The 25,948-nt window shown below is 74.8% G+C and carries 22 protein-coding genes and 1 pseudogene; 9 read left to right on the top strand and 14 right to left on the bottom strand.

Annotation, left to right across the window (positions count from 1 at the left end):
* Positions 1-40 precede the first annotated feature (40 nt).
* Together AF335_RS27235 and AF335_RS27240 are read left to right on the top strand one after the other, a co-directional pair.
* Positions 41-1,423 (top strand): GNAT family N-acetyltransferase, encoded by a 1,383-nt coding sequence (locus AF335_RS27235; protein WP_102921078.1) that lies wholly within the window; start codon positions 41-43, stop codon positions 1,421-1,423.
* A gap of 96 nt (positions 1,424-1,519) precedes the next feature.
* Positions 1,520-3,205, top strand: coding sequence for a DUF885 domain-containing protein (locus tag AF335_RS27240; RefSeq protein WP_102921199.1), 1,686 nt, complete (start codon positions 1,520-1,522; stop codon positions 3,203-3,205).
* A 78-nt stretch (positions 3,206-3,283) separates the two neighbouring features.
* Here AF335_RS27240 and AF335_RS27245 read toward each other — a convergent pair whose 3' ends face one another.
* Positions 3,284-3,655 carry a toxin Doc gene (locus AF335_RS27245; protein WP_087929196.1) on the bottom strand — a complete coding sequence of 124 codons (372 nt, stop codon included), beginning with the start codon at positions 3,653-3,655 and terminating at the stop codon, positions 3,284-3,286.
* Entirely contained in the window at positions 3,655-3,885 is a 231-nt protein-coding gene (locus AF335_RS27250; protein WP_087929195.1) for a hypothetical protein, read from the bottom strand. Before AF335_RS27250 ends, AF335_RS27245 begins: the two co-directional genes overlap by 1 nt.
* Positions 3,886-4,087: 202 nt before the next feature.
* On the opposite strand from AF335_RS27250, the gene AF335_RS27255 reads away from it, so the two are divergent.
* From AF335_RS27255 to AF335_RS27265, 3 genes are all read left to right on the top strand, one after another.
* Positions 4,088-5,179 (top strand): isoaspartyl peptidase/L-asparaginase family protein, encoded by a 1,092-nt coding sequence (locus AF335_RS27255; protein ID WP_244927178.1) that lies wholly within the window; start codon positions 4,088-4,090, stop codon positions 5,177-5,179.
* A gap of 102 nt (positions 5,180-5,281) precedes the next feature.
* Complete coding sequence (locus AF335_RS27260) at positions 5,282-6,325, top strand: aldo/keto reductase (RefSeq protein WP_102921080.1); 1,044 nt, start codon at positions 5,282-5,284, stop codon at positions 6,323-6,325.
* A gap of 103 nt (positions 6,326-6,428) precedes the next feature.
* Positions 6,429-6,875 carry an Lrp/AsnC family transcriptional regulator gene (locus AF335_RS27265; RefSeq protein ID WP_102921081.1) on the top strand — a complete coding sequence of 149 codons (447 nt, stop codon included), beginning with the start codon at positions 6,429-6,431 and terminating at the stop codon, positions 6,873-6,875.
* Between the two features lie 170 nt (positions 6,876-7,045).
* Here AF335_RS27265 and AF335_RS27275 read toward each other — a convergent pair.
* From AF335_RS27275 to AF335_RS27295, 4 genes and pseudogenes are all read right to left on the bottom strand, one after another.
* Positions 7,046-10,208: pseudogene (locus AF335_RS27275) on the bottom strand (AAA family ATPase).
* Positions 10,205-11,371: an exonuclease SbcCD subunit D gene (locus AF335_RS27285; protein WP_102921084.1), complete on the bottom strand. Its 1,167-nt coding sequence runs from the start codon at positions 11,369-11,371 to the stop codon at positions 10,205-10,207. The pseudogene AF335_RS27275 and the gene AF335_RS27285 overlap by 4 nt, the downstream one beginning before the upstream one ends.
* 717 nt (positions 11,372-12,088) lie before the next feature.
* Positions 12,089-13,270: a L,D-transpeptidase family protein gene (locus tag AF335_RS27290; RefSeq protein ID WP_244927179.1), complete on the bottom strand. Its 1,182-nt coding sequence runs from the start codon at positions 13,268-13,270 to the stop codon at positions 12,089-12,091.
* 183 nt (positions 13,271-13,453) lie between these two features.
* Positions 13,454-14,737 (bottom strand): MFS transporter, encoded by a 1,284-nt coding sequence (locus tag AF335_RS27295; protein ID WP_102921200.1) that lies wholly within the window; start codon positions 14,735-14,737, stop codon positions 13,454-13,456.
* 364 nt (positions 14,738-15,101) lie between these two features.
* Between AF335_RS27295 and AF335_RS27300 the strand changes: the two genes are divergently transcribed.
* A complete protein-coding gene (locus tag AF335_RS27300; RefSeq protein ID WP_102921086.1) occupies positions 15,102-16,340 on the top strand; it encodes an ATP-grasp domain-containing protein in 1,239 nt (412 codons plus the stop codon).
* Between the two features lie 68 nt (positions 16,341-16,408).
* Complete coding sequence (locus tag AF335_RS27305) at positions 16,409-17,179, top strand: class I SAM-dependent methyltransferase (protein WP_102921087.1); 771 nt, start codon at positions 16,409-16,411, stop codon at positions 17,177-17,179.
* 24 nt (positions 17,180-17,203) lie between these two features.
* On the opposite strand, the gene AF335_RS27310 is transcribed toward AF335_RS27305, so the two are convergent.
* The 7 genes from AF335_RS27310 to AF335_RS27340 all read right to left on the bottom strand — a co-directional run bounded on the left by AF335_RS27310 (position 17,204) and on the right by AF335_RS27340 (position 22,638).
* Positions 17,204-18,616, bottom strand: a complete 1,413-nt coding sequence (locus AF335_RS27310; RefSeq protein ID WP_102921201.1) for an aldehyde dehydrogenase family protein — start codon at positions 18,614-18,616, stop codon at positions 17,204-17,206.
* The gene (locus tag AF335_RS27315; protein ID WP_102921088.1) at positions 18,613-19,440 is read right to left on the bottom strand and encodes a DUF3050 domain-containing protein; all 828 of its coding nucleotides are present in this window, start codon (positions 19,438-19,440) and stop codon (positions 18,613-18,615) included. Before AF335_RS27315 ends, AF335_RS27310 begins: the two co-directional genes overlap by 4 nt.
* Positions 19,441-19,507: 67 nt before the next feature.
* Positions 19,508-20,080 carry a cupin domain-containing protein gene (locus AF335_RS27320; protein WP_244927180.1) on the bottom strand — a complete coding sequence of 191 codons (573 nt, stop codon included), beginning with the start codon at positions 20,078-20,080 and terminating at the stop codon, positions 19,508-19,510.
* On the bottom strand, positions 20,077-20,340 hold the full coding sequence (locus AF335_RS27325; RefSeq protein ID WP_102921089.1) for a ferredoxin family protein: 264 nt from the start codon (positions 20,338-20,340) through the stop codon (positions 20,077-20,079). The genes AF335_RS27320 and AF335_RS27325 overlap by 4 nt, the downstream gene beginning before the upstream one ends.
* 65 nt (positions 20,341-20,405) lie before the next feature.
* Complete coding sequence (locus AF335_RS27330) at positions 20,406-20,666, bottom strand: Rieske (2Fe-2S) protein (RefSeq protein ID WP_102921090.1); 261 nt, start codon at positions 20,664-20,666, stop codon at positions 20,406-20,408.
* 41 nt (positions 20,667-20,707) lie between these two features.
* Positions 20,708-21,850 (bottom strand): hypothetical protein, encoded by a 1,143-nt coding sequence (locus AF335_RS27335; RefSeq protein ID WP_102921091.1) that lies wholly within the window; start codon positions 21,848-21,850, stop codon positions 20,708-20,710.
* Positions 21,847-22,638 (bottom strand): hypothetical protein, encoded by a 792-nt coding sequence (locus AF335_RS27340; RefSeq protein WP_146045626.1) that lies wholly within the window; start codon positions 22,636-22,638, stop codon positions 21,847-21,849. Before AF335_RS27340 ends, AF335_RS27335 begins: the two co-directional genes overlap by 4 nt.
* 380 nt (positions 22,639-23,018) lie before the next feature.
* Between AF335_RS27340 and AF335_RS27345 the strand changes: the two genes are divergently transcribed.
* Positions 23,019-24,266: an ATP-grasp domain-containing protein gene (locus tag AF335_RS27345; protein ID WP_146045627.1), complete on the top strand. Its 1,248-nt coding sequence runs from the start codon at positions 23,019-23,021 to the stop codon at positions 24,264-24,266.
* 85 nt (positions 24,267-24,351) lie between these two features.
* Entirely contained in the window at positions 24,352-25,215 is an 864-nt protein-coding gene (locus tag AF335_RS27350) for a polysaccharide deacetylase family protein (protein ID WP_102921094.1), read from the top strand.
* Positions 25,216-25,274: 59 nt separating this feature from the next.
* Here the strand turns inward: AF335_RS27350 and AF335_RS27355 are convergent, their stop codons facing one another.
* Entirely contained in the window at positions 25,275-25,901 is a 627-nt protein-coding gene (locus tag AF335_RS27355) for a YigZ family protein (RefSeq protein ID WP_102921095.1), read from the bottom strand.
* Positions 25,902-25,948: the final 47 nt, after the last annotated feature.

Here is a 25,948-nt window from a genome sequence, read left to right on the forward strand (position 1 = left end):
TGTTTGTGATCACGCAACACCGCTCGGTCAAGGTGGGCCCATGACCGACGAGACCCGCGCGAAGCGATCCCACCGCACCCCTCACTGGCGCCGGGACGTGGTCGAGCTGGCCGCCCTGTTCACGGCGGTCGCCACCGCCGAGTGCGTGGCCGGCACGGTGGCGCACGCCCCGGACGGCCCGGCCGTCCTCGTCGCGTCGGCCGGCGCCCTGCTGGCCGCTACCGGCTTCCACACCTGGTGGTCGCGGCTGCCCGGCCGCGCCGAGCGGGAGACGGCCGCCCCGGAGCCCCCCGCGCCGGAGGTCCCGGCCGCCGCCCCCGAGGGCGGCACCGCGCTCTGGCGGATGCGCACGACCGTGCGCGACGAGCCCGGCAGCCTGGCCGCGCTGTGCCTGGCCCTCGCCCGCCACCGGGTGGACATCCTGGCCCTCCAGACCCACCCGCTGGCCGACGGCGCCGTGGACGAACTGCTGCTCCGCGCCCCGGAGGCGCTGACCGACGCCGAGCTGAAGGAGGCCGCGACCACCGGCGGCGGCAGCGCGACCTGGCTGGAGCGGGCCGACGCCCACGACCTCGTCGACGCCCCGACCAGGGCGCTCACCCTCGCCACCCGCACGGCCCTCGACACCGCCGAGCTCCCGCTCGCGCTGCGGCAGCTGTTCGGCCGCTGCACCGTCCGCTCGACGCCGGCCCGCTCCCCGCGCGGCGGCGCGCCGGCCGCGCCGGTGCCCGCCGAGGGGGTGTGGGAGGACACCGTGCTGCGGCTGCCGGACCCCTCCGGCGGGACGCTCACCATCGAGCGCCCGTACCTGCCGTTCACGCCCGCCGAGTTCGCCCGCGCCCGTGCGCTGGTCGAGCTGGACGCCCGGCTGGGCACCCGGGTGCCGCCGCGCGGCGAGGTGCTGACGCTGCCCGAGGGCGAGGAGATCACCGTCCGGCGGGCCGACCCCGGCGACCTCGCCGCGGCGCGCGAGATGCACGACCGCTGCTCCGCCACCACGCTCGCCCGCCGCTACCACGGCCCGATCGGCGACGCCGACCGCTATCTGCGCCACCTGCTGAGCCCCCGCTTCGGCCGGACGCTCGCCGCCCACACCTCCTCCGGCCGGCTCGTGGCCCTCGGCCATCTGCTGTGGGACGGCGAGGAGACCGAGGTGGCGCTGCTCGTCGAGGACGCCTGGCAGCGCCGCGGCGTCGGCGGCGAGCTCCTCGGCCGGCTGGTGGCCCTGGCCGCCGAGGCGGGGTGCGGACGCGTCTACGCCGTCACCCAGTCGTCCAACACCGGGATGGTCGCCGCGATGCGCGCCCTGGACCTGCCGCTGGACTACCAGGTCGAGGACGGCACCCTCGTCGTCACGGCCCGGCTCGCCCCGGCCCGCGTACCGGTCCTGCCGGCGGCCGCGCCCGGCGCCGCCACCGCATGACCGGTATCCCCCGAGTCCTGACATAACCCCGCCTGTCAGGGGTCCGAACCAGGAATGCCCATGACGCGGCGGCACCCCGCGTACGAGGATGGCCGCATGCCCAACGACACCAGCAATCACCTGCCCCGACAGGTCGCCGACGCCTACGTCGACGCCGTCATCGAGCTCGACCCCATCACCGGCACCTTCCTCGGCGTGCCCGGGTCCGCGCGCCGGCTGCCGGACTACTCCCCGGCCGGCAGCGCCGCCCTCGTCGGCCTGGCCCGGGAGACCCTCGGCCGGCTCGACGACGCCGAGAAGCGGCCGGGTGCCGACAGCGACATCGAGCGGCGCTGCGCCCGGCTGCTGCGCGAGCGGCTGACCGCCGAACTCGCCGTGCGGGACACGGGCGAGCCGCTGCGCAACGTCAGCAACATCGAGTCGCCGCTGCACTCGGTGCGCGAGGTCTTCGCGATGATGCCGGTCGACACCGCCGAGGACTGGTCCGCGATCGCCGAACGGCTCCGCGCCGTGCCGGCGTCGCTGGAGGGCTACCGCGCCTCCCTCGCCGAGGGGCTGCGGCGCGGGCTGCCCGGCGGCCCGCGCCAGGTGGCCACCGTCCTTACGCAGCTGGGCGAGTGGATCGGCACGGACGGCGGCTGGTTCGCCGACTTCGTCGCCCCCGGCCCGGCGGAGCTCCGCGCCGAGCTGGACCGCGGCGCGCGGGAGGCGACCGAGGGCCTGGCCGTGTTCCGCGACTGGCTGCGGGACGTCTACGCCCCGGGCGTCGCCGGTGCCCCCGACGTCGTCGGCCGTGAGCGCTACGCCCTCTGGGCGCGCTACTGGAACGGCGCGGACCTGGATCTCAACGAGGCGTACGCGTACGGCTGGTCGGAGTTCCACCGGCTGCTCGGCGAGATGCGCGAGGAGGCCGAGAAGGTGCTGCCGGGCGCGCGGACGCCGTGGGAGGCGATGGCCCACCTGGACGCGCACGGCACGCACCTGGAGGGCGTCGAGGAGACGCGGGTGTGGCTCCAGCGGATGATGGACGAGACGATCGAGGCGCTGGACGGCACCCACTTCGACCTCGCCGAGCGGGTCAAGCGCGTGGAGTCCCGCATCGCCCCGCCCGGCGGCGCCGCCGCGCCGTACTACACGGAGCCGTCCGAGGACTTCTCCCGGCCGGGCCGCACCTGGCTGCCGACCATGGGCGAGACCCGCTTCCCGCTCTACGACCTGGTCTCCACCTGGTACCACGAGGGCGTGCCGGGCCATCACCTCCAGCTCGCGCAGTGGGTGCACGTGGCCGACCGGCTGTCCCGCTACCAGACGACGCTCGGCGGGGTCAGCGCCAACTGCGAGGGCTGGGCGCTCTACGCGGAGCGGCTCATGGACGAGCTGGGCTTCCTGACCGACCCCGAGCGGCGGCTGGGCTATCTGGACGCCCAGATGATGCGGTCCACCCGGGTGATCGTCGACATCGGCATGCACCTGGAGCTGGAGATCCCGGCGGACTCCCCCTTCCACCCCGGCGAGCGCTGGACGCCCGGGCTCGCCCAGGAGTTCTTCGGGATGCACAGCGGCCGTCCGGCGCACCACATCGAGAGCGAGATGGTGCGCTACCTCGGCATGCCGGGGCAGGCGATCGGCTACAAGCTGGGCGAGCGGGCCTGGCTGGCCGGGCGCGAGGCGGCCCGGAAGGCGCACGGCGAGGCGTTCGACGCGAAGGCGTGGCACATGGCGGCGCTGTCGCAGGGGTCGCTGGGCCTGGACGACCTGGTGGCGGAGCTGTCGGTGCTCTGACGGCCCGCGGGACGGGCGGGCGGGCCCCGTACGGCGGTACGGGCCCGCCCGTTCCGGGAACGGCTCCGTCCCGCGCGCTCAGATCCGCCAGGCGCGGATCCGGTCGGCGCACTCGTAGACGTCGACCCGGTACTCCTTGATGTCCCGGGCCAGGTCCACTATGGAGCCGTACGGCGGGTCGATGCCCTCGCCCGCCGCGGCCATGTAGGCCACGACGACCATGCACGCGTAGAGGCTGCTGCGCACGGGGAGCGGCTGGAGCCGGACGAGGGTGTGCATCAGGGCGGCGGCGCGCCAGGCGGCGTCGGGTTCGTGGTCGAACTTCGCGACGTCGAAGGCGTGCCGGGAGACGGCCGCGGCGAGGGCGGTGTAGTCGTGCACGGCGGGCTCTTCGTACAGCTTCTGCTCCTGTACGCCCAGGAGCCAGGGCAGGTCGATGAGCAACGACATCAGGCGGCCGCACCGCCTTCGGACGTCGGCGCCTCCTCGGGGAAGGCGGCGTCGAATTCCTCTATGTGCTCGTTCCAGAACTTGGCGGCACGTTCCACGAAGCGGCGGCGCTGCTGCTCGCGCACCGACAGGTCGTGCACATACGCCTTGATGCTCTTCCCGTCGGCGGCGGCGGCCTCGCGGATGGCCGCGAGTTCCTCTTCCGTGAATTCGATGTTGAGTGCCGGCATGGCTCCAAGGTACCGGCACAGTACCGGCGTCGGCAGCGGCTCGTGGCGCGCGCCGTTACCGGCCTTTTCCCCCGTGCGCCGTTCCGCCGGGGCGGCGGGCTCGGCAGAGTGGGGTCCGCCGGCCGGGACGGCCGGAGCCCGAGAACCGACAGCACGAACAGCACGAACGGGACAGCCTGGATCTCTAGGAGAGGACAGACACGTGCGTTCGAGACTGTGGATCGTTCCCGTACTCACCGCGCTGGTGGCCGTGGCGGCGGCGCTGCCCGCGGTGCCACGGCCCGCGTCCGGCCCGGCGGGCACGCCCCCGGGCGGGCCCCGACCCGACGCCACGGGCGTGGTCCTGGCGGTGCACGGCGGGGCGGGCACCGCGCTGCGCCGGGGGGACACCGACGCGCGGACGGAGAAGGCGTACCGCGACGGCCTGGCCGCCGCCCTGCGGGCCGGCCGGAAGGTGCTGCGCGAGGGCGGCGGCAGCGTGTCGGCGGTCGAGGCGGCGGTGCGTGCGCTGGAGGACGACCCGCTGTTCAACGCGGGCAAGGGGGCGGTGTTCAACGAGGACGCCGGGCACGAGCTGGACGCGTCGATCATGCGTGGCTCGGACCGGGCGGCGGGGGCCGTCGCGGGGGTGCGCTCCGTGCGCAACCCCGTCTCGGCGGCCCGGCTGGTGATGGAGAGGACGCCGCACGTGCTGCTCGCGGGAGAGGGCGCCGACCGCTTCGCCGAGCGGAACGGGCTGGCCCCGGTGACGCAGGACTACTTCTGGACGCAGGCGCGGTGGGACAGCCTGATGAAGGCCAAGGAACGGGCGAGGAGGAGCGGTGGGAAGGCCGTGGGCGGATCCGGGCCGGGCGAGGCGGCGCTGGGCACGGTCGGGGCCGTCGCCGTCGACCGCGGCCACGGTCTGGCGGCCGCCACCTCGACGGGCGGCATGACCAACAAGATGGTGGGCCGGGTCGGCGATTCACCGCTGGTGGGCGCGGGCACGTACGCGCAGGACGGCACGGTGGCGGTGAGCGCCACCGGCGCGGGCGAGGCGTTCATCCGGAGCGCCGCGACGGCCACGCTCGCACATCTGATCGAGTTCGGTGGGAAGGACGTGGTGGCGGCGGCCCACGAGGTCGTCGGGAAGCGGCTCACCGGGCTGGGCGGCAAGGGCGGGGTGATCGCCCTCGACCCCCGGGGCGTGCTGTCCGCGCCGTTCAGCAGCGAGGGCATGCTGCACGGCTTCCTCACGGACGACGGCCGGATCGTCACCCGGGTGTTCCCCGACGAGTCGCCCGGTCACCGGTGACACGGCGCCGCCCGGGTTGCGCTGGAGCGCACTCCAGCTCGTAGCGTCGGAGGCACCACCCGCCCGGGAGCGGACGGGCGCGGAGACGGAACGGGGAGCATCGTGCGGTACACATTGTTCGGCAGGACCGGTCTGCGGGTGAGCGAGCTGGCCCTCGGGGCCATGACCATGGGCTGGGGCGCCGACAAGGAGACCAGCGGGCGGATCCTCGACGCCTACGCGGACGCGGGCGGCAACTTCGTCGACACGGCCGACATCTACGCGGGCGGCGACTCGGAGACCATCGTCGGCGAGCTGCTCGAAGGCCGCCGGAACGGCTTCGTCCTGGCGTCCAAGTACACCTGCGCCACCCGCCCGGGTGAGGTGAACTCCGGGGGCAACCACCGTAAGAACCTGGTCCGTTCGGTCGAGGAGAGCCTCGGCCGGCTGCGCACCGACCATCTGGACGTGCTGTGGGTGCACGCGCGGGACAACTTCACCCCGGTCGAGGAGACCGTACGGGCGCTCGACGACGTCGTACGGGCGGGCAAGGTGCTCTACGTGGGGGTGTCCGACTGGCCGGCCTGGGAGATCGCGCAGGCGAACACGCTGGCCGAACTGCGCGGCTGGACGTCCTTCGCGGGTTCACAGCTGCGTTACAGCCTGCTGGAGCGGACGCCGGAGCGCGAACTGCTCCCGCAGGCCCGCGCCTTCGACCTGGCCGTCCTCGCCTGGGGCCCGCTCGCGGGCGGCAAGCTGACCGGCAAGTACCGCCGGGGCGAGGCGGGCCGGTACACCGCCGACGGCGGCGGGGCGGTGGACCCGCGCGAGGAGGCGGTGATCACGGCGGTGCTGGAGATCGCCGAACAGGGCGGCTGGAGCCCGGCGCAGGTGGCGCTGGCCTGGCTGCGCGGCCGGCCCGGCAACATCGTCCCGATCGTCGGCGCGACCCGGGAGAGCCAGCTCGCCGACAATCTGGCCGCCCTGGACGTCACGCTCGACGCCGGCGCCGTGGCACGGCTGGACGCGGTGAGCGCGGTGCCGCTGGGGTTCCCGCACGACTTCCTGCGGGAGCCCGGCATCGTGGAGAACGTCTACGGCGACCGCTGGGCGGCGATCGAGGACCGCCGCTCGACGTACCGGCGGACGGCGCACGACGTCCTGTAGGGCGCGGCGGGCGGCGGGTCCACGGGCCCGGCGACGGACCGTGCACATGTGATCCCCGGCAAAACCCTTGTTCAACCGGTGATTTCACTGCTAGACATCGCACATGACCGGCTATTCCCCTGACGCCACCGACTGGCGCATTCTCGACGCCCTCCAGACCAACGGCCGCGCGGGCTTCGCCGAGTTGGCGCGCACCGTGAACATGTCCCCCAGCGCCGTGACCGAGCGGGTCCGCCGGCTGGAGGACGCGGGCGTGATCGGCGGGTACACCGCCGTCGTCGACCCGGAGAAGCTGGGGATGCCGGTGCTGGCGTTCGTCCGCCTCCGCTATCCGAACGGCAATGACAAGGCGTTCCACGATCTGCTGGAGACGACGCCGGAGGTACTGGAGGCGCATCACGTCACGGGGGACGACTGTTTCGTCATCAAGGTGGCGGCGCGTTCGATGCGGCATCTGGAGGAGGTGGCGGGGCGGATCGGGGTGCTCGGGTCGGTGACGACGAGTGTGGTGTATTCGTCACCGCTGCCGCGGCGGGCGCTGGGGCGGTGACGGGTGCCGCTGCGCGGGGCGTTTCCCCAGTCCCGTCCCTTCCCGTAACCGGGGCTCCGCCCCGGACCCCGGTCCTCAAGCGCCGGACGGGCTGAATTTCAGCCCGTCCGGCGCTTGAGGACATTCGGGAAGGGGCGGGGCTGGGGAAAAAGCCCCGCGCAGCGGCACCACTAGCCCGCGTCCAACACCCGGTGCCGCACCACCGACCCCGACCGCCCCTTCACCACCTGCAACTGCGCAGCAACCCGCTGCCGCAGATCCGCCACATGACTGACGATCCCCACCGTACGGTCCCGCTCCCGCAGCGCGTCCAGAACGTCCAGCACCTCGTCCAGCGTCTGCTCGTCCAGGCTGCCGAACCCCTCGTCGATGAAGAGGGTGTCCAGCCGCACCCCGCCCGCCTCCTCCGTGACGACGTCGGCGAGGCCCAGCGCGAGGGCGAGGGAGGCGAAGAACGTCTCTCCGCCGGAGAGTGTCGCGGTGTCCCGTTCGCTGCCGGTCCAGGCGTCGATGACATGCAGGCCGAGGCCCGAACGGCGGGCTCCGGCGCGGGCGTCGGAGTGGACGAGGGTGTAGCGGCCGGAGGACATCCGCCGCAGCCGGGTCGTGGCGGCGGCCGCGACCTGTTCGAGGCGGGCGGCGAGTACGTAGGACTCCAGGCGCATCTTCCGCTCGTTGAGGGCGGAGGTCCCGGCGGCGAGCCCCGCGAGACCGGCCACCCGGTGGTGCTCGTCGCGCAGCGGCGCGAGGCCGCGGGCGTCGGCGGCGGCCCGGCCGGAGAGCAGGTCGAGCTCCTCGCAGCGGGTACGGGCCGCGGACTCCTCGGCGGAGGTGGCGCGCAGCCGCCGGGTGGCGGCCGCCAGCAGGGCGTCGGCGGCGGCCGGGTCGGCGGGCGGCTGCCCGGCGGCGGCCGCGACCCGCGGGTCGGCGAGCTCGGCGGCGGCCCCGGCGGCCTCGCCGTGCCAGCGGTCGAGGCGGTCCTGGAGCTCCCGCTGGGCGGCGGCGCCCAGCAGGGCCTCGGCGGCGAGCCGGGGGGTGTCGAAGCCGGCCCGGACGGCTGCGTCGGCGAGCCGTGCCGTCGCCTTCGCCAGGTCGTCGGCGGCCGCGGCGGCGGCCCGTACGGCGTCGAGGGCACCACCGAGACCGGCCAGCTCCCGCTCCAGGAGCGCGGCGCGGCGGGCGACGCTCGCCTCGCCGCCCCGTGCCAGGAAGAGCTCCTCCTCCAGCGCGTGCAGCTCGGCGTCGAGGTGTTCCCGGCGGGCGGTGCGGGCGGTGATCCGCAGCTGGGCGTGCTGCCGGGCCTCGACGCGGAGGCCGTGCTCGCGCTCGGCGCGCTCCAGCGCCTCGCGGGCGGCGTGCGCGTCGGCACCGGCGTCCCGGGCCTCGGCGAAGGCGCGCCGGGTGGTGTCGAGGAGGGCGGCGAGGGCGGCGGCGGTGTCCGGGCCCGCGTCGGCGGTGGCCCGCTCCAGGGCGTCGCGCAGCCCCCGGAGCTCACCCTCCGCGTGCTCGCGGGCGGTGTCGGCGCGCTGGGCGGCGTCCAGCGCGCGCTCCTCCTCGGCCCGGTCGACGTGGCCGGCGGCGGTGCGGGCGGGTGCCGGGTGCTCGGTGGCGCCGCACACCTTGCAGGGTTCGCCGGGGCCTAGGCCGGCGGCGAGTTCGGCGGCTATGCCGAGCAGCCGGCGTTCCTTGAGGTCGAGCCACTGCTCGCGGGCGCGCGTGGCGCGCTCCCGGGCGTCGAGCAGCCGGGCCTCAGCGTCGGCGGCGGCGCCGGCGAGGCGGTCGCGCTCCCGGGCGGCCTCCAGCCGGCGCCGGGCGGGGGCGATCTCGCCTTCGAGCCGGGCGGCGTGGGTGGCCGCCTCGTGCGCGTCCTCGACGCGCCGCTCGTGGGCGGCGCGCAGGGACTCCCAGCCGACGAGCCAGTCGGCGGCGTCGGCGAGGGTGTCCTCGTCGGCGAGGGCCTCGCGGTCCAGCCCGGCCCGTTCGGCGGTGAGGGCGGCGGCCCGCTGTTCGGCACGGCGGGCGGCGGACAGCGAACCGAGGTCCTCGCGGAGCCGGTGCTCCAGGGCGGCGAGCCGCTCGCCGGAGGCGGTCCGGTGGTCGGCGGGGAGCCGTTCGCGGGCGGCGCGCTCGGCGGTGAGGGCCGCGCGGTGGGCCCGCTCGGCCTCGTCGCGCAGCTCCAGGGCGGGGCCCACGGCCGCGGCCGCGCGGGCCCGCTCCAGGCGGGCGCCGATCTCACGGCGCTCGTCCTGCCGGGCGTCGAGCGCCTCGGCGCGCCGCCGGGCCTCGGCGTGCCGGCGCTGGAGGCCGGCCAGCTCGCGGGCGGCGTCGGCCCGGCCCTGGGCGGCGTGGTGCGCCTCTTCCGCGGTGCGCGCGGCCAGGGCGGCGATGTCACGCCGCTCGCGCGCGCTCGTACGGGCCAGGGCGGCCCACTCCAGCACGGCGTCGGCCAGGCCGGGGTCGCCGGGGCCAGGGGCTGCGGGTCCTTGCGGGCGGCCGGGCGGGAGGCGCGCCGCGCGGGCGGGGCCGGGGAGGCGGCGGCCGCGTCGCCGGGTCCCGGTGCCCGGCGGGCGGTGGTGCGCGGGCCCGCTGCGCCGGCAGGGCGGCGGGGGCCGGGTCGCAGGCGGCCGGGTCGGCGGTGCCCGGCTCGGGCAGCGTGGGGTCGCCGGCGGCCTGGTGCATCCGGTGGGCGAGGGCGAGGAGCCGCTCGTCGCCGGTGCGGACCTGCTGCTCGGCGGCGCGGCGCAGCTCGGCGAGGCGGTCCTCGACGGCGGCGAAGCGGCTGGTGTCGAAGAGCTTGCCGAGCAGCTTGCCGCGTGCGGTGTCCTCGGCGCGCAGGAAGCGGGCGAAGTCGCCCTGGGGCAGCAGGACGACCTGGCAGAACTGCTCCCGGCTCATGCCGAGGAGCTGGCCGATCTCCTCGCCGATCTCCTGGTGGGAGCGGCTGAGGCCCTGCCAGGTGCCGTCGTCGGTCCGCTCCCGCAGGGTGCTGGCCGCCTTCTCGCGGGTGGAGCCGGTGCCCCGCTTCTTGGGGCGGAGCTGCTCGGGCCGCCGGGTGATCTCCAGGCGGCGCCCGCCGACGGTGAGGTCGAGGACGACCTCGGTGGGGGTGCCGGGTTCCGCGTGGTCGCTGCGCAGGGTCAGCCCGGCGCCCTGGCGGGTGCCGGGCACGCCGCCGTAGAGGGCGTAGCAGACCGCGTCGAGGACGGAGGTCTTGCCGGCGCCCGTGGGGCCGTGCAGCAGGAACAGTCCGGCGGCCGACAGCTCGTCGAAGTCGATGTGCTGGGTGCCGCCGAAGGGCCCGAAGGCGGTGATCGTGAGCTGGTGCAGCCTCACCGGGCGACCTCGCGGGCGGTGTCGTCCAGCCGTACGGCGTCGAGCGCGGCGGTGAGCACGGCCCGCTCCTCGTGGTCGGGGCCGCGCCCGGCGCGCACATGGGCCACGAAGTCCTCCGCGATCTGCTGGTCGCTGCGGTTCCGCAGCCGCTGGGCGTAGGAGGCGAGCGGGTCCTCCGGCGCCCGGTCGGGCTCCAGGGCGAGGCTCACGACGTGCGGGAAGCGGGTGGCGAGCCTGGCCATGGGCTCGTCGGGGCGGTGCGGGTCGGTGAGGGTGGCCTCGACCCAGGCGTCCTCGTGGCGGTCGAGCGCGGGGTCGCGGAGCAGGTCGTCCAGGCGGCCGCGGATCCGGGCGAGGCGCCGGGGCACGGGGCAGTCGAGGCGCTCGCCGGTCACCCCGCCCCGGGCGTCGAGGTCGATCAGCCACATGGTCTTGCGGTGGTCGGCCTCGGAGAAGGAGTAGGCGAGCGGCGAGCCGGAGTAGCGGACGCGCTCGGTGATGGTCTGGCAGCCGTGCAGGTGGCCGAGGGCGGTGTAGTCGACGCCGGCGAAGACCTCGGCGGGGACGGAGGCGACGCCGCCGACGGTGATGTCGCGCTCGCTGTCGCTGGGGGCGCCGCCGGCGACGAAGGCGTGGGCGAGGACCACGGACCGGGTGCCGGCGGGCCGGGTGGCGAGGTCGGCCCGGACCCGCTCCATGGCGGCCTCCAGGACGGCGGTGTGCCCGCCGCGCCGCGCGCCGAGCTCCTCGCGGACCAGGGCGGGCTCCAGGTAGGGCAGCCCGTAGCAGGCGACGTCGCCGTGGGCGTCGGCGAGCAGCACGGGGGTGCCGCAGCCGGCCGGGTCGGTGCGCAGGTGGATCCCGGCCCGCTCGATGAGCCCGGCGCCGACGCCGAGCCGGCGCGCCGAGTCGTGGTTGCCGGAGATCATCACCGTGGGCACGCCGAGATCGGCGAGCCGGTGCAGGGCCTCGTCGAAGAGCTCGACGGCGGCGAGCGGCGGTACGGCCCGGTCGTAGACGTCCCCGGCGACGAGGACGGCGTCGACCTCGTGCTCGCGGACGGTGGCGACGAGGTGCTCGACGAAGTCGCGCTGGGCGCGGAGCAGGCTGATCCGGTGGAAGGAGCGGCCCAGGTGCCAGTCGGACGTGTGCAGGATTCTCAAGACGGGCGCTCCGCTCCTCCGCGCTCTGGTGGGCACCGACCCTGCACGGTACTCGATGGCACTGACAGAGGGGGCCGGAAGCGTCGGACGGGGCCCGGCCCGGCCGGAGGCGCCCCTGGCGGGGCCCGGCCCCGGCGCCGCGCCGGGAGGCCCGTACCCCGCTTCCCGGCACGAGGGGGGGGAGGGCCCGTGCCCCCGGCCGCCACGAGGTGCCTCTCCGACAGGGCCGGGCCGCATCCGGATCGGCTTCCGGCCCGTCCGGCCCCCGGCGCCACGGCGCGAAGCGCGGCGAGGAGCCCCCGGAGCGCGAGCCCTGGGCGGGGACGGCGGGGGACGGCAAAGTCCCGTCACCGCCGGACCTGACCCGGACCTTCCCCGGACGTGTTCCGGGACGCCTAAGCGCTCCGCGCAAAGTCCGGTGCGCCGTCCGCGGGTGCGTCGTGGCTGGTCGCGCAGTTCCCCGCGCCCCTTCGGGCGCTGCCGAACCGCACCGGACTTCGCCAAGCCCGCTTAGCCCGGCCCTTCGCCGGGACACCCGGAAGCCCTCGCTCCCGGCCCGTCCGGCACTCGCGGAGACCGCGCCCGGCACGGTGGGGATCCGGGGCACGGGGCACGGGCCGGCCTCCGGCCCGTCCGGTGTCCGGGGACACCGCGCGAAACGCGGACGGGCCGGGGCGCAGGCCCCGGCCCGTGGGGCCGTCCCGAGGGCTTACGGCGCTACTTCAGAGCCGACCGCTTCTGCCACTGGTCCCACGTCTCCATCCACACCGACAGCCCGTTCCCCGGGTCCGTCACCTTGGTGCTGGTCGTGTTCTTGACCTCGACCGTGGAGCCGACGGGCAGGAAGTCGTAGACCCGCTTCGCGTCGGACGTCGTCATGCCGAAGCAGCCGTGGCTGTTGTTCTCCACGCCGATCGACTGGTTCCACGGCGCGGAGTGCAGGAAGGTGCCGGAGGCGGTGAGGTGCGTGACCCACTTGGAGTCGAGCATCCACTCGTTGCCGTGGCCGATGGTGGCCGAGTCCATGGTCTCGTCGGCGTTCTTGCTGCGGACGGTGTGGACGCCGCCGCGCGTGGGGTCGACGGGCGAACCGGCGGAGCCCTTGATGTCGCCGACCGGCTTACCGTTCTCGTACATGGTCAGGGTGTGGGAGGGGACGTCGATGACGGCCTTGTGGTCGGCGCCTATGGTGAAGCCGAAGTCGTAGTTCTTCGCGAACCAGCCGCCCTCGCCGGAGTTCACACCGGACAGCAGGCCCTTCACCTTCACCTTGGTCCCGGAGGGCCAGGTCTCCTTGGGCCGCCAGTCGATGCGGTCCTGGCCCGACCAGTCCTTGACCCAGCCCCAGGCGCCCTCCACCTTCGGCGTGGAGGTGACCGTCAGGGACTTCTCTATGTCGGCGCGCTTGCTCTTGTCGATGGGGTGGTCGAAGAGGATCGAGACCGGCATGCCCGTGCCGACGGTCTCCCCGTTGGCCGGAGCGTTCGTCAGCTTGTTGACGCTGGGCGCCTGCTGGGTGGTGAAGGTGGCCGTCGAGGAGGTCTCCTTGCCCTTGCCCTCCTTGCCGGCCTTGGCCGTGGCGCGCACGGTGTAGGTGGTCTTCGGGCCCGCCTTGCCGTCGGACGTCCAGGTCGAGCCGTCCTCGGCCACCCGGCCGGTGACCTCGTTGCCCTTGTCGTCCTTGGCCTCGACCTTGGTGATCCGGCCGCCGTCGGCCTTCACCGTGATCGGGCTGCCGAGCGCGACGTCCGTGCCGCTGCCCGGGGTGACGGTCAGTCTGGCCTCGGCCTTGGCGTCGGTGGAGTCACCACCGGAGCCGCCCGAGCAGGCGGAGAGCGCCAGGGACCCCATGAGGGCGGTTGCCAGCAGGGCGGAGCGACGACCCGATACGGCGTGCACGTGAGTCGGCCTTTCTACGGCGGCGGTGCGGCGGACCCCGGCCTCGGTGCCCGCCCTGTGTGACGGCGTTTCGCGCCACGTCACTACAGATGACCTGCACGCTTGTGCGGTTGCACGGAAATGGAAACATTTGTGCGCACCCTTTCTTTACGTCAGGTCTACGTCAGGTCCGGGTGAGTGCCGTCAGGCCGCCTCGGCCACCGCCGTCGCCTCCGCCGCCCTCTGTTCGCGCACCCGTACGGCGTGTTCGTCGGTCCGCTGGTCGTAGGAGAGCAGCTTCGGGAGCGCGACGGCGAGCAGTCCGACGGAGGCCAGGCAGGCCAGGCCGCCGGCCCACACCGAGGTGCGGGCGGTGGTGAGCGCGGCCGTGGCGCCCACCCGGACCTGGCCGAGCTGGGGACCGACGGAGTACGAGAGCAGCTCGATGCCCGCGAGCCGGCCGCGCAGTCCGTCCGGGATGCTCTGGTCCCACATGGTGGAGCGGAAGAGGCCGCTCACCATGTCGCAGCCGCCGGCGGCCGCGAGGAACAGCAGCACCAGCCGGACGTCGTGCACCCAGCCCGCCAGGGCCATCGCGAGGCCCCAGCCGAGGGCCGAGCCGACCACCATCCGGCCGTGCCGGTGGACCCGGGAGGCCCAGCCGCCGGTCAGGCTGACCACGAGGGAGCCGACGGCACCGGCCGCGTACATCGGGCCGAGCGCCCAGGGCGCGCCCAGGTCGTCCGCGAGGAAGGGGAAGACCGCCGTGGGGTAGGCGAAGAACATGGCCGCCAGGTCGACGGCGTAGGTGCCGAGGAGCTCCTTGCGGCTCCAGGCGTAGCGGGCCCCTTCCAGGACGCCCCGGAGCGAGGGCCGTTCGGCTCCGGGCGCGGCGGGCGACGGGGCCAGGCCGAGGGTGAGGGCCGCCGAGAGGACGTAGGTCGCGGTGTCCAGGACGTAGGCGGGCCGGACCCCGGCGAGGGTGATGATCACCCCGGCCAGGGAGGGGCCGGCGATCGCCCCGACCTGCCAGCGCATGTGGTTGAGGGTGGTCGCGGCGGGCAGCTGTTCGTGGGGGACGATCCTGGGCACCATCGCCTGGAGCGCGGGGCGCTGAAGCCCGGTCAGCGCGCTGACCAGCGCGGCCACCGCGTACAGCGGCCAGACCAGCGGGTGCGGCAGCAGGGTGTTGAGGAACAGGACGCAGGTCAGGACGCCTAGGCCGGCCTCGGTCCAGAGGATCAGCCGGCGGCGGTCGAGGGCGTCGGCGAGCGCGCCGCCGTAGAGTCCGCAGACGATCAGGGGGGCGAGCTCGGCGGCGCCGACCGCGCCGACCGCGAGGGCGGAGCCGGTCAGCTCCTTGAGCTGGAGGGGCACCGCGACGAACGTCAGGAAGCTGCCGAAGACCGTCACCAGGCCCGCCAGCCACAGCAGCCGGAAGTCGCGGGAGGTCCGCCAGGGCGTCAGATCGGGCAGGAGCGCGCGCATCCGGCGGGGGGCGACCGGTCGCAGGGCCCGGACGGACCGCAGGGCCCGGACGACCCGGACGCCCGTGACGGGAGGGAAGAAGGAGCGCCCGCCGCGAGGTGTCCCGCGCTCCTTCCGGCCGGCGGGTTCGCCGGGCTCCTCGGACGCACCGTCAGGCATATCGGACGCATCAATCGTTTCGGTCACGCCACCTCATGCTTGACGCCCGGAAAGATCGAAACAATCGATATGTCCAAATAAACACCATTTGGTCTAGTTTGACGTTGGGAAGGTCGGGAGCTCCGGGGCCCTCGCCGCGCGCGGACGGCTGGGCCATACTCGGTGTGCCCGATCCGGAAGCGCGAGCGGAGGGAGTTGGGGAAGCGTGTCGGAGGCGACGCTCCTCGTCATGGGCAACACCGCGATGACGCCCTGGGCCCGGGACCAGATCCGGCGGCTCAGCGCACAGGCCCGGCGCCGGGGAGTGCGGCTGCTGGGCGCCGACACCGCCGCCAATCTGCGGCGGGCCGCACCCGGGGAGCTCTCCCTCGTCGACGAGGTGGTGGCGCTCGACGTCTACGACGGCGACGCCTGCCGGGCCTGGGCGGCCGGCCGCCCGGCCGTCGACGCGGTGCTGACGATCCGGGAGCTCTCGGTCCTCCCCGCCGCGCTGACCGCCGAGGCCCTGGGGCTGCCCGGCAACGACCCGGAGGCCGTGCGGCGGGTCCGCAACAAGGACCTGTGCCGGCAGCGGCTGCGGGAGGCCGGGTTCCCCCAGCCGCTCACCGCCCTGTGCCGCGACGCGGCCGACGCCGAGTGCTTCCTGCGCGACACCCCCGGCCCGTGGATCGTCAAGCCCCGGGACGGCCTGGCCGGCATCGGCGTCTCGCGCGTCGACGACCCCCGGGAACTGCCCGCCGCGCTGGCCCGGTTCGCCGCGCCGCCACCGGCCATGGGCCCGCTGCCGCCGTCCCCGTACTTCCTGGCCGAGACCTTCGTCGAGGGCGAGGAGTATTCGGCGGAGGGCGTCGTGCTGGGCGGCGAGCCACAGGTCCTCGCCCTCACCCGCAAGGGCACCGCCGGCGGGTTCGTCGAGGTCAGCCAGCGGGTGCCGGCCGGGCTGGACAGGCACACGGCCGACCGCGCGCGCACCGCCGTCGGCGCGGCCCTGACCGCCGTGGGCGTCACCCGCGGCATCTTCCACGTCGAGTTCTGGGTGACCGCCTCCGGGATCGTCCTCGGCGAGCTCCACGACCGGGGCGGCGGCGACTACATCCACGCCCTCGTCGAACACACCCGGCCCGGCCTGGAGCTCTACGGAGCCCTCGTCGACGACCTGCTCGGCGCCGCCCCCCGGCCGTTCCCCGAGCCCGTCGGCAGCGCCCGCGCCGAGTTCCTCCTCGCCCCCGCCGGACGGCTGCGCGCCGTGCGCGGCTGGGAGGAGGTCGCCCACCACCCCGCCGTCGTCGCCGCGCACCTCCAGGTGGCGCCCGGCGACGTCATCGGGCGGGCGAACGACTCCTACACCCGCTCGGGCGTCTTCGTCGCCACCGCCGACACCCCCGGCGGCGTCGACACCCTGGCCACGGCCCTCGCCTCACGGATCATCTTCGACACCGAGTGACCGCGACCGGCGGCCGCCGGGAAGGGCGTCGGCGACCGCCCGCGCCACGGGCCTGCGGAGGAAGCCTCATGGACCCCATGCTCAGCAATCTGCTCTACGACCACCCGGAACTGTACGAAGAGGTCTACCCCGACACCGAGACGGACATCCCGGGCATGTGCCGGCGGCTCTTCGCCGAGCACGGCGCCCCGGCGCCCGGGACCCTGCTCGACATCGGCTGCGGCACCGGCCGGCACCTGGAGTACTTCACCGGGGCGGGCTACGCCTGCGTCGGCGTCGACTGCCAGGACGCCATGGTCGGCTACGCCCGCGGCCGCCGCCCGCACCTGGACTTCCGGGTCGGCGACATGCGGACGCTGCGCCTCGGCCGCACCTTCGCCGCCGTCACCTGTCTGGGCTGGGCGCTCTCCAACATCCACAGCAACGCCGACCTGCACCGCGCGATGGAGACCTACGCGGCGCACTCCGGGCCCGGCACCCTGCTGTTCCTGCACGTGCCCAACGCCATCGCCACCCCCGAAGGCCATGCCTTCCAGCAGCGCTTCAGCATCGACACGCCCGCGTTCCGGGCCACCGCCGAGGCCGACTACCGTCTCGACCGCCGCAACCAGCTGCTGGTCCGCACCCGCGACTGGCTCATCCCCGGCCGGGCGCCGATGCGGGACCACGTACGGTTCCGGCTGCTCTTCCCCAAGGAGTTGGAGGGCTATCTGACGGCGCACGGGTTCACCGTGCTCGCCATGTACGACAACACGGCCGCCGCGGCGAGCGAGCTGGCCGGTGCGGCGCTCTACGTCCTCGCGCGCTTCGGCGGCGCGGCGCCGGCCGCGCACCCGTGACGGCGCGGCCGGTCCGCTCCGCCGTCACTCCGCCAGGTTGACGGTCACGGTCTTGGGCCGCTGGTACTCGGTGACGGCCAGCACGCTCAGGTCCGTGCCGTTGCCGGACTGCCGGCGCCCGCCGTGCGGCAGCTCACCCGTCTGCTCCAGATGGCAGTTGACCCACACCTCCCCCGCGTCCAGCCGGGTGGCGAGGCCGAGCACCTCCGGCACCGCCCGGCCCCACACGCTGGCGGCCAGCGCGTGCGGCACCCCGTTGGCGGCCTCGACCAGGGCGTCCGGGCCGTCGACCGCCTGGACGGTGAGCACCGGGCCGAAGACCTCCGTCAGGACGGCCGGGTCGTCGTCGGGCAGCTCGGCCAGGATCATGCCCGGGCGCCAGTAGCCGCCGCTCTCGTCCTCCGCCGTGGCCACGTCGCCGACGTACCGGGCGCCGGCCCGGCTGGCGTCGACGATGCCGTCGAAGCGCTTGAGCTGCTCGGGGTTGTTGAGGGGGCCGAAGTCCCGGCCGGCCCGCCGCCGCCCCATCGCCGTGGCGAGGCCGGCGACCGTCCGCTCGTAGGACTCCCGGAGGGTCAGCACCCGCGCGGGGGCGGCGCAGCTCTGGCCGGCGTTGTAGGTGGCGGCGCGCACCAGCCGCTCATAGGTGTACTCCGGCGCGTCGGGGAGCACCAGCGCCGCGCAGTTGCCGCCGAGTTCCAGGCTGACCTTGCGCAGCCCGGCGCGGGCCGCGACGTCCAGGCCGCCCGCGCGGCTGCCGGTGAAGGCGATGCCGTCCACCCCGTCGTGGCCGACGAGCGTACGCCCCGTGGTGCGGCCGCCGGGCAGCGCGGTGAGGACACCGGCGCCGAGGGTCTCCCGGGCGTGCGCGGCGGCCAGCAGCGCGCTGTCCGGGGTGGTCCCGGCCGGTTTGAGGACGACGGTGTTGCCCGCCGCGAGCGCGGGCGCGAACCGCCACACCGCCATCAGGAGCGGATAGTTCCAGGGGACGACGGCCGCGACGACGCCGAGCGGTTCCCAGCGCACCCAGCTCTCCCGGCCGGGTAACCGGTGCCCGCCGCCGGGCGCGAGGTCGGCGCGGACGGCACCGGCGTAGAACCGTACGAGGTCGACGCACTGTTCGAGCTCGCCCGCCGCCTCGGCGGCGGGCTTGCCGGTGCCGGCCCGCTCCGCGCGGACGAGCCGCTCGGCGTCGTCCTCCATGGCCGAGGCCAGGCGCAGCAGCCGGCGGGAGCGCTCGCCGGTCGTCAGCCCGGCCCAGCCGGGCAGCGCGGCGCGGGCGGCCCGGACGGTCGCGTCGACGGCGCGCGGGCCGGAGGCGGTGGGGTGCGACCGGTCGCGGCCGTTCCTCGGGTCGGTGAGCACGGTCTCGGCCTCCGGGAAGTGGGCGGGGGCGCGCCGACCGGGCCGGCGCACCCCCTCGGGGACGGGGTTCATCGCCGGGGCGCGGGCCCGCCGCCGGGGCGGGCGGTGCCGCGGACCGCGTCGAGGACGGCGGTCCACAGGCGGGCGCGGGCCCGGAGCGCGTCCGCCACCGCGTGCGCGCACTCGTCCCACCGGCCGGAGTCGTCACCGCACAGGTCCACGAGCAGGCGCATGGCCATCGGGGTGTGTTCGTCGGCGTCGACCTCGATATGCCGGGACAGGTAGTCCTTGAACCGGGTGAGGGTGGCGTGCGGGTCCTCGATGCGTACGACCTGTTCGAACATCTCCGGGATCAGGTCCTCCCGGCCGAAGGCGAAGACGGCCGCCTGGCAGTGCACGGGCTCGTCCTCCAGCACGGTCCAGGTGGCCGAGAGGAAGTCGGCGGAGGCCCGGGGCGCGCCGGCCGCCTCCAGCGCCTTGCCCACGGGGACGCCCTCGCGCAGGGCCCGGACGAAGGAGTCGATCGGCCCGGTGTCGGCGCCCGCGTCGGCCATGCCGGCGCGGTAGAGCTCGAAGTGGCTGAGGTAGCCGTCCCCGAGCTCGTCGCTCTCCTCCACCAGGACGATCTCGTTGATCAGCCGCCGGCCGGCCGCCGTGCCCTCGGGTACCCAGGGCACCCGGACGCAGGTGAGGTGCCGCTGGAGGCTGGTGAGGAGCGACATGAAGTCCCAGACGGCGAAGACGTGGTGCTCCATGAAGACCCGGGCGGCGCCGGTGGTGGTGATGCTCCGGTAGACGGGGTGGCGGACGACCTCGGTGCGGACGGGTTCGATCCGCTGCTTGAGGGCGGTCAGGCCCGGGTGGGTGATCCGGGCGTGGTAGCGGGAGAGTGTCATGGTGTGTGCTTCCGGTGTCGGCGCGCGGCCGGTTCGGGCCGCGGCTCGGGGCGGGCAGGGTCGCGGTTCAGTGCCGCGCGTGGTCCGCCCGCGCGCACGACCGGCACGGGCAGTGCGCGCACCCGACGTCGTGCAGATAGTCGGGCGGCTGGGACTTGCTGTCGCAGATCAGGCAGTGCAGTCCGCCGATCTCGCTCAGCACCTCCTCGTAGGCCACGACCTCCATCCGCCGGTCGGAGTCGACGGGCATGTGCGGGGCGCCGATCGCGAGGATCACATGGTCCGTGAGGGCGCCGACCGCGTGCGAGACCGCGCCCTCGACGAGGTAGATCTCACCGGCCGCGGTGCGGTGCACCCGCCCGTTGTAGGTGATCGTGCCCTCCCCGCCGAGGACGACGAGCACATGGTGGCCGGGGTGGGTGTGCGGGGGGAACCCCGCGCCGGCCGGGAGCCGGATGATGTCCGCCCCGATGGTGCCGTTGCTCACCAGGCCCAGCCCGCTGGCGGCGGCGCCGTGCATGGGCACCGGGCGCTCGTCGTGCGGGATGTGCAGCGAGGTGGCGGTGTCGCCGATGGTGGCCGCCGCCCACCGGACGATCGACAGCTCCTCCTGCCCCGGCCGCTCCAGGCCCCGGGTCACGACGCCCCGTCCTTCCCGCTCTCCGTGAAGTACTCGGCGTTGATGGTGGCGAAGTGCTCCCACTCCGGTGGCAGTTCCTCCTCCCGGAAGATCGCGTCCACCGGGCACACGGTGGCGCAGAGGTCGCAGTCGACGCATCGCTCGGGGTCGATGAACAGCTGCCGGTCCTGGTTCTCGCCCTCGATGCAGTCCACCGGACAGACGTCGACACACGCGCCGTCCTTGACGTCTATACAGGGCTGAGTGATCACATACGTCACGTGCGGTCCTCTCCTTGTGAGCGGCCCTCGTCCCGGACCGCCGGCGGTTGTCGTCCCGCCCGTGGTCACCCGGCCCCGGGCGGCCCATGCTCGGCGATCGCCAGGTCGGCGCACTGGGGCCCGCGCACCCGGCACCCGGTGCGCAGGTCGAAGGTGGCGCCGTGCCAGGGGCATTCCAGGAAGGCGCCGGTGACGACGCCCCGCGCCAGGGGGGCGCCGCGGTGCGGGCAGCGGGCCGGCACCCTGACGGTGCGGTCGCCCACCCGCACCGCCAGGGCGGTCCCGTCCGGCAGTTCCTCGATGGAGCCGTGGGTCCTGTCGCTCATGCGTCCCTCGTACGTCCCGGGCCGGCCGCGGCCGGCCGCCGTCAGATGTCGAGATCCTTGACCTTGTCGGTCCACTTCTCCTCGAAGTGCAGGCCCCTGCGGTACGTCGCGTCGGCGACGCCCTTGGCCCACTGGGTGTAGCGGTGGCCGAGGATCATGTCGCGGGGCAGGAAGCGGTTGTCCCGGTGGTACGCGGACCGGTTCAGGCGGACGTCCGCCAGCCCGTTCCAGTCGGTTCCACCGTGCGTGACCGTGATCGGGAGCCGGCAGGCGAGCCGGATGCCGGTGGCGGTGTGGCCACCGTGGTTGGCGTCCTCCGCGACGGCGATGTCCGGGAGGTTGAACCCCTGGGGCGGGAACCGCATGACGGGCGCGTAGTTCTGCGCTTTCTTCACCGCGTTGTAGCGCATCCGCTGGGCGATGACGTTGTACATCAGCACACGGTTCGCGGCGATTCCGAAGTCCTCGGGCCGGAATCCCTCGCGGAAGCCCGTGTAGCAGAACAGGTCGGTGAACTCCATGGTCCACGGCTGATCGAGTTTCCGGCCGTGCGGCACGGTGAAGATGGCGAGATCCACGGGAAGATCCCGGGCATTGGCCGCCCAGTGCGCGATTTCCTGTACGACCCGGGTCGGGCTGCCGCCCGCTTCCAGGACGAGTTCCAGGAAGCGGTCCCATTCGGCCGGAATACCGCTGCGCCCGGGAAGTTCGACGCCCGTCCGGTCATACAGCTGGGCGCATAATTCCTCCGGTACCGGCCGGACCCGCCGGTATTCGGAGAGCGGCAGCAGGAACTCGCGGCGCTCCCAGTTGCTGCCGTCGAAATGCAGGCAGCGTTCGTGCGTCCGCTCGACCTCGGTACGCACCCGGCCCAGCCGCCGGGCCAGGCCGACGGCGCCCTCGGGTCCGTCGAGGTCCGGGGGCTCCCCGGCGGCCCGGCCGCCCGGCAGCCGGGCTCCGTACTCCCGGAACTTGCGCACCAGGAACAGGGCGAGCGCGGGGAAGGAGAGGAAGGACTGGTTCAGCTCCTGGAGGACGAAGCCGGCCTCCTGCCAGCACCACAGCTGGGTCATCAGGGCCAGGGAGGTCTCCGGCCAGTCCGCGACCGGGAGCTTCCGGCACTCGGTGACCAGGGCGACGACGCCCCGGTTGTCGACGGGGGTCTCGTCGGTCAGGAACCTCACCCGCTCGATGGAGGAGACCCGCCGCTCGAAGGTGGCGAGCAGTTCGTCCCGCTCCTCGGCGGCCAGCCGCGCCCAGGCGTCCGCCGAGGTCCGCGGCAGGTGGCCCAGCGCGGGCGGCGGGCCGAGCCACAGGCCGGGACGCCCGGCCCGGTCCGCCGCGCCCTCGCCGGCGGGCGCGCCCGCGGTCCTGACGTCGAGGCCCGCGCGCGGCCCGCCTCGCGGGCGGCCGCGACATCGGCGACGGCGAGGAGCGGCGCCCCCAGCCGGACGGCGGCGGTCAGCGCGGCGAGGTCCTCGCCCTCCGCGTCCGTGACGAACACGACGCCGCCGCGCCGGCCGTGGGCCGGGCCGGGCACCTCGGCGGCGCGGGCCAGGGCGGCCGTGGCGTCGCCGGGCCGGGGGCCGAGCCACTCCGTCATCCGCAGCAGGGCCCGGTCCACCCGGTCCTCCCGGCGGAGCGCCAGACAGAAGAGGTGCCACCAGACCAACGACGCCCGCGCGTAAGGGACCTTGAAGTGGTACCAGAGCCGCTGGAAGCGAGAGAATTCCTCCGGTGGAATGCCGTACCGGGCCGGATCGAAGGGGCCGCCGGAGCCCGCTCCTGCCGGTCCGTCGAGGACGGTGACACCGACCTTGCCCGCGGCGACCATGCCCGCCAGGACGACGAGATCGCCGTCGTCGGTCAGCATTTCCAGTCGGCGGGCGAGATCTCTCTCCACTCCGGCTATCTCGGTCTCGGCTGCGCCCAGGAAATCCGAGGGGGATCGCGGCGAGATCGACGGTGCCATGGCGCCTCCAGAGCATGACGACGACTCAATGGAGCGGCGAGCCCGGTAAGCGGGCTTCGGCGGTGGGAATTCCTTCACGAATGACGGGGCCGTGGCGCATGCGGGCCCTAGCCAAGCGTCAGAGCATCCGATGTGATTGTCAATGGGCGGCATCCGGCGGTTGGCCGGATGTCCGTCAAGGAATCGTCACGGCGGACCGGGCGGCACCGGCCGTCCGGCGGCGAGCGGCCGGGGGCGGCCGCGGGCCGTCGCGGGCCCGGCACCGCCCGCCGGGCACGCGGGCGCCGTCACCCGGACGCCCGCGACCGGCTCCTCTCCACCCCGCGCACGAGCCGCTACTCTTCGTCACCTGGACAGCTGGAGGAAGAGGGTTGGCCGATATGGCAGATGCGACGCTCCTCGTTCTGGGCAACGCCGGGATGCCCGCCTGGGGCCGGGACCAGATCCGGCGGCTGAGCGCGCAGGCGCGGCGGCGGCGGGTCCGGCTGCTGGGCGCCGACACCCCCGAGGCGCTGCGCGCGGCACCGGCCGCCGAACTGGCGCTCGTCGACGACGTGGTGCCGCTGGACGTGCACGACGCCGAGGCGTGCCGGGCCTGGGCGGCCGCCGTACGGCCGCCGGTCGACGCGGTGCTCACGGTGCGGGAGCTGTCGGTGCATCCGACGGCGGTGGTGGCCCGGGAGCTGGGCCTGGCGGGCAACGACCCCGAGGCCGTCCTGCGCGTGCGCCGCAAGGACCTGTGCCGCCGGCGGCTGCGCGAGGCGGGCTTCCCGCAGCCGGACTCCGCGGTGTGCCGGAGCGCCGAGGAGGCCGGGCGCTTCCTGCGCGAGACCGGTCCGGGCCCGTGGATCGTCAAGCCCCGGGACGGCCTCGCCAGCATCGGGGTGACCCGGATCGAGCGTCCTCGTGAACTGGACGCGGCGCTGCGGAAGCTGGCCGAGCCCGCCCCGGCGATGAGCCCGCTCGCGCCGCCGTCCTCGTGCTTCCTGGTCGAGACCTTCGTGGCAGGCGACGAGTACTCGGCGGAGGGGATCGTGCTGGGCGGGGTGCCGCAGGTGCTCGCGCTGACCCGCAAGCGCGTCACCGACGGGTTCATCTCCACCAGCCAGCAGGTGCCGTCCGGCCTGGACAAGACGACGGCGGACGAGGCCCGGGACACCGTGGAGCGGGCGCTGACCGCGATCGGCATCACGCACGGCGTCTTCCACGTCGAGCTCTGGGTGACCGCCTCCGGGGTCGTCCTCGGCGAGTTCCACTGCCGGGGCGCCGGCGACTACATCCACGCCCTCGTGGAGCACACCCGGCCGGGCCTGGAGCTCTACGGCACCCTCGTCGACGACCTCCTCGGCCGCACCCCGCCACCGGTCCCGGGCCCCGCCGGCGCCGCGCGCGTCGAGTTCCTCTTCGCGCCCGCCGGGCGGCTGCGCGCGGTGCGCGGCTGGGCGGAGCTCACCCGCCATCCGGCCGTCATCGCCGCCCACCTCCAGGTGGCACCGGGCGATGTGATCGGAGAGGTGAAGGACTCCTTCAACCGCTCGGCCGTCTTCGTGGCGGGCAGCGAGTCCCCCGACGACATCGACGACCTCACGGCCGGACTCGCCGCCGGGGTCACGTTCGAGACCGAATGACGCCCCGGGGGCCGCCCGGGCGCGGCGGCCCCCGATGGGCGTACCGGGCGAGCGGCGGCCGGAACCCGCTGCCAGGATCCGGAATATGCGCCTCATATGTCGTGTGCCCGTCTCGCGCGGGCGCCGGTCCGCCGCCCGGCTGCTGGCCGTTCTCCTCCTCACCGGCACCGCCGCCTGCTCCACCCCCGCCCCGCAGGGCTCCGAGGACGGCCAGGCCCCGGCCGGGAAGGCGTCCTCGCGCCGGCAGCTGGCGGCCGCCGCGAAGAAGTGGGGCCTGGAGCGGCCGCCGCTTGCGGCCCCGCCGCCGCCCAAGGAGAAGCTGCGGCCGCAAACCCCGGAGTCGCTCGACCGGGGGCCGGACCTCATACCGGTGTTCGCCCGCGTACCGACCACCGACAAGGTGGTCTTCCTGACGGTGGACGACGGCGCGGCCAAGGACCACAGCTTCCTGGAGATGGTGCGTGAGCTGAAGGTGCCGATGAGCGCGTTCCTCACGGACGAGTCCGCGGCGAGCGACTACGGCTACTTCCGCGATCTGCACGCGCTGGGCGTCCCGGTGCAGAACCACACCCTCACCCATCCGCAGATGACCACGCTGACGGCCGACGAGCAGTACGACGAGGTGTGCGGCCAGCAGGACGTCCTCGAGGAGGAGATCGGCGTCCGCCCGTGGCTCTTCCGGCCGCCCTTCGGCGACTACGACGAGGACACCCTGATCGTCGCCGAGGAGTGCGGCGCCCGCGCCGCGCCGCTGTGGACCGAGGAGGCGTTCCCGGACCGGATGGAGTACGGGAGCGACGACGCGAAGTTCCACCCCGGCGACATCATCCTCAGCCACTTCAACGGGCCCCACACCTGGGGGGCGCCCATCACGGAGATGCTGCGCCTGGTGCTGCGGGAGGTCACGGCGCAGGGCTACGCGCTGGCCCGGCTGGAGGACTACGTCTGAGCGCGGGGCGGGCGGGGTCCGCCGCACGTCCCCGCGCTCCGGGCCGGCCGGGGGCCGGCTCAGGCGTCGCCGTACGCCTCGCCGCCGAGCGTGAGGCCCGCCGTGCCGGCGGTGGTGTCCGCGAGCCAGGCCCGGAAGCCCTCGACGTCCGCCTCGGGCAGCCCGACCTCGATCCGCACCTCCGCCCCGTAGCTCACCTCGCGCACGGCCCGCCCGGTCGCCCGCAGGTCGTTCTCCAGCCTGCCGGCGCGCTGGTGGTCGACGGTGACCGTGGCCAGCCGGAACCGCTGCCGGGTGACCGTGCCCAGCACGTCGAGCGCCTCGCCGACGGCTCCGCCGTACGCCCTGATGAGGCCGCCCGCACCGAGCTTGACCCCGCCGAAGTAGCGGGTGACGACGGCGACGACGTACCGGACCTCGCGGCGCATCAGCATCTGGAGCATGGGCACGCCGGCGGTGCCGCCGGGCTCGCCGTCGTCGCTCGCCTTCTGCACCGAGCCGTCGGCGCCGAGGACGTAGGCGAAGCAGTGGTGGCGGGCGGTGGGGTGCTCCTTGCGGACACGCGCGATGAACGCCTGTGCCTCCTCCTCGGTCGCGGCGGGGGCGAGGGCGCAGAGGAAGCGCGATTTGTTGATCTCGATCTCGTGCACGCCTTCGTGCGTGACCGTCCGGTACTGCTCGTGCATCCGCCCAGCCTAGTTCGCGCCCGGCGGGCGGCTCTCCCCCACCCGCC

The organism is Streptomyces eurocidicus, assembly GCF_002891295.1.
Lineage (GTDB): Bacteria > Actinomycetota > Actinomycetes > Streptomycetales > Streptomycetaceae > Streptomyces > Streptomyces eurocidicus.

Bases quoted from the DNA above. Each gene is read 5' to 3' on its own strand.
- AF335_RS27235 (WP_102921078.1), top strand. From the start codon at position 41: ATGACCGACGAGACCCGCGCGAAGCGATCCCACCGCACCCCTCACTGG.
- AF335_RS27240 (WP_102921199.1), top strand. From the start codon at position 1,520: ATGCCCAACGACACCAGCAATCACCTGCCCCGACAGGTCGCCGACGCC.
- AF335_RS27245 (WP_087929196.1), bottom strand. From the start codon at position 3,655: ATGTCGTTGCTCATCGACCTGCCCTGGCTCCTGGGCGTACAGGAGCAG.
- AF335_RS27250 (WP_087929195.1), bottom strand. From the start codon at position 3,885: ATGCCGGCACTCAACATCGAATTCACGGAAGAGGAACTCGCGGCCATC.
- AF335_RS27265 (WP_102921081.1), top strand. From the start codon at position 6,429: ATGACCGGCTATTCCCCTGACGCCACCGACTGGCGCATTCTCGACGCC.
- AF335_RS27295 (WP_102921200.1), bottom strand. From the start codon at position 14,737: ATGCGCGCGCTCCTGCCCGATCTGACGCCCTGGCGGACCTCCCGCGAC.
- AF335_RS27305 (WP_102921087.1), top strand. From the start codon at position 16,409: ATGGACCCCATGCTCAGCAATCTGCTCTACGACCACCCGGAACTGTAC.
- AF335_RS27310 (WP_102921201.1), bottom strand. From the start codon at position 18,616: ATGAACCCCGTCCCCGAGGGGGTGCGCCGGCCCGGTCGGCGCGCCCCC.
- AF335_RS27315 (WP_102921088.1), bottom strand. From the start codon at position 19,440: ATGACACTCTCCCGCTACCACGCCCGGATCACCCACCCGGGCCTGACC.
- AF335_RS27330 (WP_102921090.1), bottom strand. From the start codon at position 20,666: ATGAGCGACAGGACCCACGGCTCCATCGAGGAACTGCCGGACGGGACC.
- AF335_RS27340 (WP_146045626.1), bottom strand. From the start codon at position 22,638: ATGGCACCGTCGATCTCGCCGCGATCCCCCTCGGATTTCCTGGGCGCA.
- AF335_RS27345 (WP_146045627.1), top strand. From the start codon at position 23,019: ATGGCAGATGCGACGCTCCTCGTTCTGGGCAACGCCGGGATGCCCGCC.
- AF335_RS27350 (WP_102921094.1), top strand. From the start codon at position 24,352: ATGCGCCTCATATGTCGTGTGCCCGTCTCGCGCGGGCGCCGGTCCGCC.
- AF335_RS27355 (WP_102921095.1), bottom strand. From the start codon at position 25,901: ATGCACGAGCAGTACCGGACGGTCACGCACGAAGGCGTGCACGAGATC.